Consider the following 13295-nt stretch of genomic DNA (forward strand, 5'->3'; position numbering starts at 1 on the left):
AAATCACCCGAACTGTTTTGCCAGAGCTTCATAAAACGAGTCCATTCCCACTCCTTCAAGGGCAGAAACCGGCACCATAGGATGCTGGGGGAAGGCTTCCTTTATGACAGACGGGTCGGCATCAGGAAGGTCTACCTTGTTTGCTACTATAAGAAGTGGAAGGTTTCTTGCTTCCATATTCCCTATTACTGTTACGTTGACCTGGGTATAGGGATTTTCAGTGGAATCCATAACAAGTATGACGCCGTCGAGGTCATCCAACCATTTGACAGCTTCGATTACGCCTTCTGTTGCTTCTTTAGATCGTTTTTTGGATTCGGAATCACTCATTCCCTGCTCCATAAAGTCGTGGAAATCGATTTTTGTGGCAAGCCCGGGCGTGTCTACAATATCGAGGCTGATTGTGTGTCCATTGGTCTCAATATTTATTGCGTTCCTTCTCTTGGCATGCCGGGTTTCGTGAGCAATATGAGAAACCGAACCCATTGTTTCTTCAGCTCCGACCCAATCCTTAAGGATCCGATTGCTGAGGGTCGTCTTACCGGCATTGGGGGGGCCGTAGATTCCTATGCATGCTCCTTTTTTCTTGAACAGTTTATTGAACATTTTTGAAAAGCTTACCTTAAATCGTTCTAACATATTCATAGCTTCCCTCCTTTGGGAAAAGCATAGTACCTAAGGATTTCTCGGATTGCTTTCCTTTACGGATTGATATTTAAATTTTTAATCTATTGATCCATGCACTTAAGTAACTTCTATTTATCGTACTGAGGGGATTGGGGAAAATTATAGATGTTTTTCCTTTCCAGTATATTTGAGACTAAATAGGAAGTTTAAGGTTCTTTCTACGGTAGAATAGAAAGTGCCTCCATGGAAATAACACCAGAATATAAATAAATTGCTTTCTATCGCCTGATTCCCTCACCACATTAATAAAAAAGCTTTTTATTCAGAGATAAAAAGCTTGTTATCCAGAAGACTTTGAGCTCTCAAGAACTCTTTTTGTTAGTACTAAATTTTTATATGTGCACTGATGTTCTGCACTTTCCTTTATATTTTTTCCTATTTTTATTCATTCAATCTTAAAAATATAAATCGTTTTTATTAGAATATCTTCTGATATCCTTCCTAACATAATTCTTTTTATAATCTTTACAGCTCAATTTTCCTCCAGATATTTCAAGATATCTTTTGGGAGCTCTAAAACATTTTTATAAATTTTAATATATTTGTTGAGCAACTCAGAGCATTAAAAGCTAACTTATTATCTCGATTTAAGGCCTTAGTTATATATTTAACTTTTTTATTACTTTTGAGAACTTTTACCTGAAAATACCTATTATTTACTTTTTCAGATTGAAGAAAACTTATGTTTTCTCCGATAGAGTTTTGCTCATCTGTCTCGAATTGCCATGTTTATAGCAATTTCGGCTATATTGGAACTAAGGTCTCCTATTCTGGATAAACTGTCTACGACTGTCCCGAGTGAAATCATAATCTCATTGGATTTCAATTTCAGAATAGATTCATGCAGTTCTTCTACCCATGCGCGCATGTTGTCAACATTATCTATTACTTGATTTGCAAGAGAAATATTTGTTTCAAATAGTGCCTCAACTGACTGTTTTACCAGTTCCGTATAAGCAGCATTGAGTTTATCGATCTCTTCCATTACCTTATCATTAACAGGCTCTTGCAGCTTTAAGGCGGTGTTTGCTATTTTCTGTGCGTGGTCGGCTATCCTTTCTAGCGGGCTTGCCGCCATTCTGAACTCGTGGTATTCCTCTATACTTGTTTCTGTGTTGCTAGGCATTCCTCCTTCACAGAGAATGGAGCGAAACTGCTTGGAGATCAGGAGATATAACCTGTCAACCTCATCATCTCTATGACTTACATCAAGTGCAAGGTCGTGATCAATGGTTTTAAAGGCTCTTACCGCGTCCTTTTGCATGGACACTGCAATAAGGAACATCCTCTGTACGCCTTTTTTGATAGGAAGTTCATTCGGGTTAAGGAGGTCCTGGATAACTACACAGTTTGAGTTTTCTTCAGTAATTTCATGACCTATGAGTTTGTAGCATACCCTCCGAATTGTTTGCTTCTGTTCGACGAGTATCCTTTCCGAAAAAAGCTCGATCATGTCATATCCGTGGAGATATGCAGCAATAATGTCTCGTTCAAGTGCTTTTGCTCCACAACCTGTAACATCAATTCTTTTCGTTTTGATTGAACGTCCTTCAATAACGGGGTTTATCAGTAGTTTTCCATCAGGCTGGGCCTGAATGGAAACCCTCGTGCCTGTTTTGATTCCCACTTTTTCAGCCCATTGTTTAGGAAGGGAAATAATGTAAGTAGATCCACCTGTCTGCTGTACTTTCCTGGTCTCGATAATGATTCCCCGTTTTTGATTAAATCTGCTAGATCTTAAATTAGAACTGTTTATTCCTGATTCAGATAGCGTTCTCTGATAGTACTTAGAAGTATTTTTTTATATACGTGATTCAATTTTACTATTTATATTTGTGGATGTACGCTTTTTTTATGAATATGTTGCAGAGCTCTGCGTTTCAGGAGACCTGGATTCTGTGAAAGAACGCAGTAAAAAATATTAAAGAACAGCGCATTCTGAGCATGATGATACTCGAAGGTCACGCCTGCGCGTCGGGAGCAGGAACCATTATCGCGGCATTTGCAACCTGGAAAGGTGCGGCATTTGGAACTGGCTTAAAAACATATTCAGAAGTGGAACTCTCGGATCGCGAGAGAAAAGTCCAAGGATCAATTGAGGGAATGCCTGAAGCAGACACTTTTCTTATTGAAAGGTGTGTTGAACTTGTGCTCGAATACTTCGAGATTAAACTTGGGGGCAAGGTAAAAACAAGCAGCAATATTCCTCTTGCAGGTGGGCTTAAGAGCAGCAGTGCAGCTGCCAATGCAACTGTACTGGCAACCTTAAACGCTATTGGAGAATCAATGCCTCCTCTTGATGCTGTGAAACTTGGGGTAAAAGCTGCAAGAGAAGCAAAAGTAACCATAACAGGGTCTTTTGATGACGCTTGTGCTTCTTTTTTCGGCGGAGTTGTGATCACTGATAACCGGGAATTGAAACTGATTAAAAGAGAAGAATACAATTCAAAAGTCCTTATTTTTGCGCCGAACAGAAAAGTGTTCAGTTCACAAACAAATGTTAAACGTTCAGAACTCATTGCTCCGTATATAGATATGGCATATGAACTTGCACTCGCAGGAGAGTATGAAAAAGCAATGACTTTAAACGGTTTCCTCTACTGCAGCGCTCTTGGCTTTGATACCGAGTGCATTCTTCGAGCCCTGGAATGTGGAGTAAAAGGGGTAAGTCTGTCCGGGTCAGGCCCGGCGTATGTTGCGCTTGTCAAAGAAAAACAGATCGAAGAGCTCCGGTCGGCCTGGGAAAGCTGTGGGATCGAAGGCAGGGTTATAGAAACCTCTATAAATAACAGAGACGCAATGTCTTTGTGAACTGCCACTAAGCTAAAAACTTAGCGGCTTCTTAATTCATAGATGGCCATCGGCATCTCCAAAGGCTTTAATTCCGGCTGGACCGTTCGCACTGAGTCTTGCTCTTTCGCTCGTTTCGGCTTTACGTAGTTACAAGCTAGAGTCGAAGGTTTTTCTACTACCTGCTGGGCCTGATGATAGACTCATGGAAAAAGGTTGCCTAGTTTTCGCATACCTTAATCTAATTAAATTATCCGATGGTCTATATGAAGTTAAAGAATACTGAAAAGAATAGGGAGAAGTTGACGCTTATATCCCCTGGGGTAAAGACACAGGGGTTTTACGCTTCTTCATATAAAACGAGGGGTTCATTTGAGCGAACTTGAAGATGTCCGCAGAGAAATCGAAGAAATTGATAGGGAAATTCTTGCCCTCATTGATAGAAGAGTAAATCTGGCTGAAAGAGTACTTGAATCAAAAAGAATAAATGGAACTTCGATAAATGACCAGAAGCAAAACGAGGTTGTAATTAACAGAGCTTTAAATGCCGCAACCGAGCTCAACCTTGATCTTGGGTCTATAAAGACTATTTTTGAGACTCTTATCAGGATGAGTATCGAACGTCAAAACGAGTTAAGCGGCAAAGGAAGCCTGCCCTGACTTCTCAGGAGAAACTAAAAATGGTTGATATCTCAGTAATTATGGGTTCCGAATCCGATAGGCCTATCGCCAACCGTGCGGTATCCGTGCTTGAAAAGAGCAAATACACTTACGAAGTAATGGTTATCTCTGCTCACAGGAACCCTGAAGAACTTGAAAGCTATATCTCAAGTACCGACGCAAAAGTCTTTATTACAATTGCAGGTTTATCTGCAGCCCTTCCCGGGGTTGTAGCTTCCAGAACAAAAAGACCTGTAGTTGGAGTCCCAGTAAGCGCAAAGCTTGGTGGACTCGATGCCCTGCTCTCGATTGCCCAGATGCCCCCGGGAGTGCCTGTCGGAAGCGTAGGGATCGATAATGGAGCAAACGGTGCACATCTTGCTCTGAGAATTCTGGATTTGATTGACACTGTGAAGCCTTAAAGAGCCTGTTAAAAATTTCAATTCCTGGCTTGATACAGTAATAATCGATTTACTAAAAATCAACTAATAAATTGAATCGGAAGTAAACTCAGTCGGCTATTTACAAAATTCAGTCGACTCACTCCGAAGACTCTTTTTTAAAAAATCTCTTATTTTCCCTATGTTTAACCCCTGTTAAGTTCATTCAAAATGGATGTTAAATCAATTCCCTGTCATTGCTTGAAAGTCTTACTTATCCAAAATACCTCAAAAGATTTTCATGCAGTAATTTGTTGCGAACATGGGGGCACTAATGCTGTTGCCGTGATCTGCTCCAACGTATCTATTAATTCATCAATTTGAGTTGAGGTGAAAAGCCCATCTGGACCCTGTGGCGTAAGGTCGGTAAATGGCGACTCGTAAAGTAATGCAGCATCCATTGCTCCGTGTTCTGTGAGATGATCAATAATCAAGTTTATGAATTCTATCTGGTTTGCAGTCAGGGTCTTACCTTTCAGAAATGTGGTCAACGACTGTTTTGCAGCTTCTCTATCAAGCCCAATGAGTGAGCGCACGAAGAGGCCGAGTCCATGCGACATCTCTTTGGCACGGGCAATTTCTTCCGGGCCTCCCAGCCCGCTTTCTGAAAGTATCCGCTCCAGCTCATCAAGATCAGTTACAGTCAATGGAATATTCATCCGAAGCTTATGGATAACCGTGTTGTCCTGATGTTCCAGAAGGAAAGCACGGGTTTTGGCGCGAAACTTTTCAAAATCTCCGGCTTCAGCAAAGCCCGGTAATTCCACGTCGGTTTCGCTGCCTATTTCGTCTTCGAAGTCAGTGTAAAGCGGTTTTCTGTGGTGTTTTTCTATCAGTTTTACCAGGTTACGTAGATGCCTTCTAAGTGTTTCCAGCATGGGAGTCGTTACATTCTCCCACCATTCATCGGTCTGCACATCCAGAATTAGAGCCATCTGGTCACGTACCATTGGGATGGCTGATTTTTCTTCAAGGAGACCGGCAATTTCTCTGACCTGATTGCTCAGGCGCTCAAAAGCAGGCTCGGCACGCAGTAAAGCCAGTTGCAGGTTCAGGACCAAGAGATCAAAACGTTTTGCTTCCTCGGCTTCCGGTTGTAATTCCGAGGGAAGGCCCGCGACCTCATGGGAAATCTCGGAGAGGTCTTCGCTGGAAAGTTTTATCCAGGCTTCGGGTTTTGAGTATTTCTCGACCAACCGTCTCCTTGGACGCACTACGAAGTTATCCAGGTTCATTGAGGCAATTTCATTTTGTAGCGTTTCGGCAACCGAGAAGCGGACTTCGGCTTCAGTTTTTGGTTCACCGTATATTTCCGAGGCCTCGGCACCGGTTGCACAATCGCTGTCAGATTCAAGTTTTCGGTCAAGCTCTGAGAGTAATTCAAGACGTGATTTGAACAGGCGCGTACCAAGCGAATCTCCAAGTGAACCGTCAGTGGTTTCAGGGTTCTGGCTGAAAAACTCCAGGTTCTGGCAATAATCAAAAAGATAAAAGAACTGTTTATCTTTTCCGGGTTCGAAAAGGTCAGGACACAGACGAGTACCACGTCCTACCATCTGCCAGAACTTTGTCCTGGAACGCACCAGTTTGAAGAACACCAGATTCACGACCTCCGGTACATCGATCCCCGTGTCAAGCATGTCCACTGAGATGGCAATATGCGGGGCTTTTTCTTTTACCGAGAAATTGTCTATCAGGCTCTGGGCGTATTCGGTCTTAAAAGTTATAACACGGGCAAACTCGCCTTTAAAATTCGGATAATTGGCATTGAAACGCTCGGCAATATACTCAGCATGAGCCTGATTTTTTGCAAAGAGGATAGTTTTGCCCAGGCGGTCACCACCAGCGACTTTCAGGCCCCGTTCCATCAGGTGAGCCAGCACTTTATCTACGGTGTCTTTGTTAAACAGCCACTTGTTGACGGCTTCGGCTTCCACCCTTTCAGGGATTTCTTCGTCTTCGTCTCCCCAATCCAGAGATTCCCACTGTTCTTTATCCTCGTCTGAGAGGTCGTCGTAATTGATCCCCTGGCGCTGGAACTTCAGTGGCACTGAAACCGCTTTTGGAGGAACCAGGAAACCGTCTTTTACAGCTTCTTCGAGCTGGTAGGCATCGGTTGGAACACCGGGTTCAAGGTCAAAGAGGCTGTAGGTATTTCGTTCAATTTCATTTTTGGGCGTTGCTGTAAGGCCCACAAGAAAAGAGTCAAAGTAGTTGAAAATCGCTTTGTACTTCTTGAAAACCGAACGGTGCGCTTCATCAATAATTACAAGGTCGAAATGCCCGGATCCAAAGCGGCGCTGTCCGTTGTTCATTTCTTCTATCTGCTTCATCATTGTCGGATAAGTTGAAACGAATACTCTCCCGTCGGTGTCCTTTTCCGTTACAAGGTTCACAGGTGCGGAGTCTGGAAGGTGCCTTTTGAAGGCATTTACTGCCTGGTTGACCAGAGCTACCCTGTCAGCCAGGAAAAGCACGCGTTTGACCCAGTTGCAGCGCATGAGAAGGTCGCAGAGTGCAATGACTGTACGGGTCTTACCAGCGCCTGTTGCCATTACTACCAGAGCTTTTCTGTCGTTGTCATGTTCAAAGGATTCTCCTATGCGCCGGATGGCACGAGTCTGATAGTAGCGGTCTGCAATTTTTGAGTTAATTTTAGCTTCGGAAAGAGACCTGCGGCTGCTGCGCCGCTGGATAAGGAGTTCAAGTTCGGATTTTTTGTAGAAACCCTGTACCTGTCTTGGAGGATACCTGGAATCGTCCCAGATCCAGTTTTCGTATCCGTTTGAATAGAAGATCACCGGCCTCTGCCCGAATTGTTTTTCCAGGCAGTCGGCATAGAGTTTTGCCTGCTGCTGGCCGACCTGCGGGTCTCTGGTAGTGCGCTTTGCTTCAACGAGGGCAAGGGGCTTTCCGTCGTCTCCCCAGAGCACATAGTCTACAAAACCGACCCCGCTTTCGTTTGGCATGCCTGAGACTTCAAATTCCCTGTCCTGGTCTTTGTCAAGGGCCCAGCCGGCTTCTTTAAGCAGGAGGTCAATGAAGTAGTCGCGAGTCTCAGCTTCGGAATAATCGTGTGTGTCCGGCTGTAGGGCTGAAGCTTCTTTTGCTTTTGCAACTTCGGCACGCAGGCGTTTTAGTTCTTCGTCCATTGCGGATTTGTCGGCCAGGAGCTCAGAGAGTTTTTCGTCTTTTTCCCGGAGGCTGGTTTCCAGGTTTTGAAGCTGTTCTATTGTCTGCTTCGGGACTGTTGTTTTTGGAAGGTCATCAGGGTTGAAGCTCAGCCCGGGCTCAGGCTTTTCTTTTCGCGCATAGGTGCGTGCCAGCCAGTAGGTAATGTGGAAAAGTTCACTCACGGCTGTCACTGAATCATATGCCTGAATGGAACTGTTGCTGTGCACAGCCTCGTTTCCAAGCCGGATAATGATACGTGCTTTGTTGAAGATTGCCTCTCCCGCAACTTTTTTGAATGTAGGCTCATGAATGAGAGCACTCAAATTTTCCTGATACGGCAGGAGCAGTGAATAATCGTACTTATATATCCACTGCACAGCCAGTTCCAGAGCCCTGCGAGCGTAAAAACAGGCAGTGCGAGGGTCAGGATAAACTGCATTTGAGGCTTTTTCGGCTGCCTCATACAAAGAAGGCCATTCGGCTTCGAGAAAGGCAAAATTGGTCATTAATATCCTCCGTTACTCATCTGGTGTTCGAAAGATTGCCGCACCAGACCTATTACATAGGGCAGTTCATTCAGTGATCCGAGGCCGACTTTTACGTCGCCATTCCCCCAACAACCGACATCGGAAACATCCTTGCAGAGCCCTCTTGGGTCGTTTATGTCAGAAAAAGGCAGATTGAGAGACAGGATCAGCCGTTTAGCTTGTGGGACTACATCCACAAAGTTAGTCTCAGCTTTATAGGCGACATAGAGCTTGAGAAACTCCTCGGTTACACAGGGATCAAGAGCCAATACTTCCTTGCGGAAGGCTTCGAAAAGCTCATGCACTGTTCCCGTTAACAGGTATGGATGGTCTTCAATTGTGTAACCAGATGCTGTAGCCTTTGGCCTGTACGCTTCAAAGGTATCGTTAGTCAGTTTTGGCATTGCCCATACATTGAGAGCTATTTCTGCCAGCCTGCTTGCCCTTTCTTTAATAGTCTCTTCATTCCACTGGTCGAGCTGACCAAGCCCTTTATTGAGCTTGAGAGGGCTTTCTTTAAAACCGCCAGGCATGTCACGTTTCTCTGTGAAGGACCTGTCACTATATTCTGAGTTGTAACCAGTGAGTGTGAGGTTGCCAAGGGTATGCAGCCACGTTTCGTGAATTCGTTTCCATTCTGTGCCAAGTTCTGTTTTCCAGGCTGTGGAGAGATTCTCATTCTGTGGCATTATATGTTCGATAGTATACTCATCTACCTGCACACGTTCTTTACGTCCATAGTTTTCCAAACGTCTGATCCAATAGCTGCGGCTTCGGAAGTTGTAGAGGTCTCGGATTTTCAATTCACGCCTGAACTCCTCATCGTTTGGAAAGCGGCGATATGATGGCAACTGAAAAAAGTGTACCTGAATGCTTTTGAGATAATGGTCCTTTTTTAGATATCTGGAAAAGGTTGCAAAGGTCTTGTTCATTGAGTTTGTGGGAATAGAGCAGATAGCACGCCGGAACACATAGGATTCGATCAGCCGAACTGCTGCAACAAAGTCTTCCCTTGACAGCATTCCGGTTGCATAGTCGTGATAGAGTTCGAGCAAGAATGGATAAGCTACATCTACTCTAAGCTCGCGTAAGTCGTGGAAGGCAAGTTTCAAATCAGGATCTGTCTCTTTTCCGAGAGCCATAGCGCAGAAGTAGCGGGAAAAGGTCCGGATGTCGGCTACAAGCGCTTCTACTCCTGCCTGTGCCGTTTTTGTGGAATTAGCATGAACCTTAAACGCTTCATAGACTTCCCCTATTCTGGGAATCTCTCCTGTTTTAACAGTCAAATAGTGGCGCATGAAACCGTCGAACTGCTCACTGTAGGCTTCCTGTCCGAAATCCACTTCCATTGGCCGCCAGTACTGTTCATAAAGCCTTGTCTGTAATTGCGGTTCCAGTCCCATAAGGATGTAGTTGCGGATCAGGTCAGCCTGGCTGAGTTCCTTGCCCGTTGAGTTCATGCTTTCAAAAATGAGCTGCGGGTTGTCCTGATCGCGATTGAGCGCGATATCAACCACTATAAGTTTGGCCAGCCCTTTACACAGAGGAGTTAGATCATCTTTACATCCGGCAATCCATGATTCGAAAAGTTTGAAATTTTCCGTTACTCGCAGAGAAAACTCCTTTGGCTGCTCTCTGTTGGAGACAATAGAGGTAAGCGAGTCTTTATCCGTCTGAGAAAGGATAAGTTTGTAATATTTTTCCCCTTCTTCCTCAGGGTTGAGCAGATAATAATTTCGAAGTTTGCGAGGAGAAAATCCTTCAAGAGGCTCGCGATTATTCTCATCCAGTTTTTCAAGCGCTCTGGCAAGAGCAGCTATCAGCAATGTTACTGTTGTCAGGCGCTGCTGTCCGTCGATTACGAGCAGAGGAGACTGGCTTGACACCTGATAAATCCCTTTTTCTATGTAGACAATAGAACCAACAAAGTGAGCTGAGATATCATCATTATTGCCTGTGCGGAGAATATCGTCCCATAGCTGACGACACTCTTTTTCAGTCCACGAGTAAGTGCGCTGGTATATGGGAATCACAAATTGAGGGGATTTTCTGAGAAAATCAAGCAATTTGGCTTCAGTGGCTTTCATGTTCTAATTCCCCCCTGAAAGCCCGGTACTGGAGAGAGGAAAAAAGATCATCCAGTTCTGCCAGCGAGGCTTTGTGAACTGTTTTTAATTTTTCGATTGAAGCAGTTCGGAAGGCGAACTCTTGTTGTATTTTGAGGGGTGGAAGAGGAATTTCAATCTTACCCAAACCATCTTGATTTATTGTATGCTGGCCAGCTGATGTTTTCCTATGTAAGGCAATTTCTCTTTTACCACGAGGTCCATTTAACATGTATACAAGGAATTTTCCGTCTACTTTTGATTGATCTGTTTTCACACGCATAATGTGATCATTAAAATATACAGGTTCACTAAACCCTTCGAATAACGCACATCGTCCAACATAGTCAGGGTTCCCGTTTACACGAATGAAAAGAAGATCATTGACTGATATTTTATATCGACTTGATTCTTGGTAGCTAAGAGATATTCGGTTTACATCACTAAAATCAATCCAACCTTCACGAATATCGCGAAGGCGAAGAACTATATCTGTACCTTCATCTGATCCTTTTCGCCTTCGAGTTAAGCCATTAGTGACATCCGTAAGCAAAGCTCCAATTGAGCAAATTTCCCATTCCTTTGGATTAGTTATAGGGTCACCGAACATATCTATAAAAATAGATTGAACAAGTTCATCAAGCTGGGCAAGGATAGCTCTGCGTTTAGCTCGAAGAGCCTCCGCACGGTCCAGAATATCTGCAATTCTCTTTTGTTCCTCTAACGAAGGAAGGAGAATCTTCACTTTTTTAAGGTCTGAAAGAATTATTCTCCGAATTGCGGAACCAGTTTTTCGCTTTAGTGCATCTTCAAGCACTGTAGGTGAGCGTAAAACATGTCCAAAATACATAGAGTCAACTGTATTCTTTTTTGGCCTTAAAATCGCCAATGAAGATAGAACTGCAAATGGCCTATTCGTTGTAACAACGTGAACCTTTCCTACAGTACCATCCTTCGAGAAAAGAACGTCACCTTTTTGTGGTGCAGAATTGCCTTCTTTTGCTGCAATGTAATCTTCTGTGGTGATGAACGAGCAATTGACAAAATCCATCTCTGAGTCTGTAACATCTTTTACTGTCAAGAACGGAATTCCATTACCTGTATTTTTTGGAGTATAATGGGTGCCGTCTGTGACAATCTCACAGGCTTCCTCTACTGTTATAAGAGGACTCATCCTAACATCCCTTCCAGTTCGTTCATCCCCTGCTGAATCTCCACTTCCAGCTTTGCGAGGCTTTCAAGTATCTCTTTCGGGGCTCTGTATTCCACTTCTTCATACACAACTTCCTTGTAGCGGTTGAGGGAAAGGTCGTAACCCTGGGCTGCGATGTCGGCTTTTGGCACGCAGAAGCTCTGCTCGGTCCTGGCGCGTTTAAGTTCACTGTTATTGCGCTCCTGCCAGCGAGCAAGGACGTCAGGAAGGTTATTTTTGGCGTGTTCGTCTTCGTTAAGCCCGGTTGAAGGGACAGGGCCCAGTTTATCCTCGCTCAAAAGCGGGCTCCGTTTATCGTCAAGGCTCCAGCCGTCGGCCTGCATATCGTAGAACCAGACATGGTCCGTGCCTCCCGAATTTGTTTTCGTGAAAAGGAGGATAGCAGTTGAAACGCCGGCATATGGCTTGAAAACGCCGCCCGGAAGTGAGACAACCGCGTCAAGCTTCTGCTCCTCAACAAGCATGCGGCGAAGCTCCTTATGGGCTTTGCTTGAGCCGAAAAGCACGCCGTCAGGAACGATAACAGCCGCCCGTCCGCCTGGCTTTAAAAGGCGCATGAAAAGGGCAACGAAAAGCAGTTCGGTCTTTTTGGTCTTGACGACCTTCAAGAGTTCCTTAGAAGTGCTCTCATAGTCCAGCGAGCCGGCAAAAGGAGGATTTGCAAGGACAAGAGTATAAGCTTCTTCGTCGCTGGAATAGTCCTGGGCAAGAGAGTCGCGGTAGCGGATGTCCGGGTTTTCCACGCCGTGCAGGAGCATATTCATGCTGCCTATGCGGAGCATGATATGGTCGAAATCAAAGCCGTGGAACATATTCTGGTGGAAGTGCTGTTTCAGCTTTTCGTCGTGCAGGATATTCGGGTAGTGTTCCCTCAGGTATTCGCCTGCACACATCAAAAATCCGGCTGTCCCGCATGCAGGGTCGCATATGATGTCTGTCGGCTGCGGGGAAGTTAGCTCTACCATCAGGCGGATAATGTGGCGAGGGGTCCTGAACTGGCCGTTTTGCCCTGCGGTTGCGATCTTGCTGAGCATGTATTCGTAGAGGTCGCCTTTGGTATCACGGTCTTCCATTGGCACATCGTCAAGAAGGTCCACCACTCTTGAAAGCAGGGCAGGCGTGGGTATGGTGAAGCGGGCGCCTTCCATGTGTTTGGCATAGGTTGAGTCGTCTCCGCCCAGGGTCCGCAGGAAGGGGAAAACATGTTCGCTGACTATTGTAAACATCTCTGCCGGAGTAAAGTTCTTGAAATGGGACCAGCGCAGGTCTTCGTAAGATCGGCCTTTCTCGTCCCCGCCTTCAGGAAAAATATGGCGTTCCATAGGGCGTTTAAGGCGGACTGATTTGTTTTCTTCAAGCGTCTGGAGGTCGTCCAGCCTCCGTAAAAATAGCAGGTAGGTAATTTGTTCGATAACCTCGAGAGGGTTGGCTATGCCGCCGGACCAGAAAGTGTCCCATATGCGGTCGATTTTGTTTTTCAGTTCACCTGTGATCATTGTTATTCCTCTAAATCATGGAGGTTGGAATGCATGGAAAGAGCAAGCACATGGAAATGATTCTCATATTTTTTAGGGATACGCTGTCTATCCTGTGCCTCTCAGTTAGTGGTTTTGTGATTTTTTTGTCGTGTACTCAGTTATTCCCGTTTATTTTTAACTTTTGCTCTTTTTTACGAATTTTCACATTAAGGGGGGTAAGT

9 protein-coding genes are annotated in these 13295 nt (G+C 44.7%); 3 read left to right on the forward strand and 6 right to left on the reverse strand.

Translation table 11 applies throughout. From position 1 onward, the window contains the following. Nucleotides 1-3 precede the first annotated feature (3 nt). Nucleotides 4-645: an Era-like GTP-binding protein gene (locus tag MSBRM_RS05935; protein ID WP_048118939.1), complete on the reverse strand. Its 642-nt coding sequence runs from the start codon at nucleotides 643-645 to the stop codon at nucleotides 4-6. Nucleotides 646-1393: 748 nt separating this feature from the next. Beyond that, complete coding sequence (locus MSBRM_RS05940) at nucleotides 1394-2389, reverse strand: phosphate uptake regulator PhoU (protein WP_080941504.1); 996 nt, start codon at nucleotides 2387-2389, stop codon at nucleotides 1394-1396. A 245-nt stretch (nucleotides 2390-2634) separates the two neighbouring features. Between MSBRM_RS05940 and MSBRM_RS05945 the strand changes: the two genes are divergently transcribed. From MSBRM_RS05945 to MSBRM_RS05955, 3 genes are all read left to right on the forward strand, one after another. Then, nucleotides 2635-3498, forward strand: coding sequence for a shikimate kinase (locus tag MSBRM_RS05945; protein WP_048123045.1), 864 nt, complete (start codon nucleotides 2635-2637; stop codon nucleotides 3496-3498). Between the two features lie 351 nt (nucleotides 3499-3849). Further along, a complete protein-coding gene (locus tag MSBRM_RS05950) occupies nucleotides 3850-4137 on the forward strand; it encodes a chorismate mutase (protein ID WP_048118935.1) in 288 nt (95 codons plus the stop codon). 20 nt (nucleotides 4138-4157) lie between these two features. Further along, entirely contained in the window at nucleotides 4158-4559 is a 402-nt protein-coding gene (locus MSBRM_RS05955; RefSeq protein WP_048118934.1) for a 5-(carboxyamino)imidazole ribonucleotide mutase, read from the forward strand. Between the two features lie 257 nt (nucleotides 4560-4816). Here MSBRM_RS05955 and MSBRM_RS05960 read toward each other — a convergent pair whose 3' ends face one another. The 4 genes from MSBRM_RS05960 to MSBRM_RS05975 are packed head-to-tail and all read right to left on the reverse strand — an operon-like array spanning nucleotide 4817 to nucleotide 13092. Beyond that, complete coding sequence (locus MSBRM_RS05960; RefSeq protein ID WP_048155021.1) at nucleotides 4817-8257, reverse strand: DEAD/DEAH box helicase family protein; 3441 nt, start codon at nucleotides 8255-8257, stop codon at nucleotides 4817-4819. Beyond that, a complete protein-coding gene (locus tag MSBRM_RS05965) occupies nucleotides 8257-10365 on the reverse strand; it encodes a GmrSD restriction endonuclease domain-containing protein (RefSeq protein ID WP_048155024.1) in 2109 nt (702 codons plus the stop codon). Before MSBRM_RS05965 ends, MSBRM_RS05960 begins: the two co-directional genes overlap by 1 nt. Further along, a complete protein-coding gene (locus MSBRM_RS05970; protein ID WP_048155027.1) occupies nucleotides 10352-11557 on the reverse strand; it encodes a restriction endonuclease subunit S in 1206 nt (401 codons plus the stop codon). Before MSBRM_RS05970 ends, MSBRM_RS05965 begins: the two co-directional genes overlap by 14 nt. Next, nucleotides 11554-13092, reverse strand: coding sequence for a class I SAM-dependent DNA methyltransferase (locus tag MSBRM_RS05975; protein WP_048155030.1), 1539 nt, complete (start codon nucleotides 13090-13092; stop codon nucleotides 11554-11556). The genes MSBRM_RS05970 and MSBRM_RS05975 overlap by 4 nt, the downstream gene beginning before the upstream one ends. Nucleotides 13093-13295: the final 203 nt, after the last annotated feature.

Source organism: Methanosarcina barkeri MS (assembly GCF_000970025.1).
In the GTDB taxonomy this organism is placed as follows: Archaea; Halobacteriota; Methanosarcinia; order Methanosarcinales; family Methanosarcinaceae; genus Methanosarcina; species Methanosarcina barkeri.

Coding starts and splice junctions, on each gene's coding strand:
- MSBRM_RS05935 (WP_048118939.1), bottom strand. CDS start 645: ATGAATATGTTAGAACGATTTAAGGTAAGCTTTTCAAAAATGTTCAAT.
- MSBRM_RS05945 (WP_048123045.1), top strand. CDS start 2,635: ATGATACTCGAAGGTCACGCCTGCGCGTCGGGAGCAGGAACCATTATC.
- MSBRM_RS05955 (WP_048118934.1), top strand. CDS start 4,158: ATGGTTGATATCTCAGTAATTATGGGTTCCGAATCCGATAGGCCTATC.
- MSBRM_RS05960 (WP_048155021.1), bottom strand. CDS start 8,257: ATGACCAATTTTGCCTTTCTCGAAGCCGAATGGCCTTCTTTGTATGAG.
- MSBRM_RS05965 (WP_048155024.1), bottom strand. CDS start 10,365: ATGAAAGCCACTGAAGCCAAATTGCTTGATTTTCTCAGAAAATCCCCT.
- MSBRM_RS05970 (WP_048155027.1), bottom strand. CDS start 11,557: ATGAGTCCTCTTATAACAGTAGAGGAAGCCTGTGAGATTGTCACAGAC.
- MSBRM_RS05975 (WP_048155030.1), bottom strand. CDS start 13,092: ATGATCACAGGTGAACTGAAAAACAAAATCGACCGCATATGGGACACT.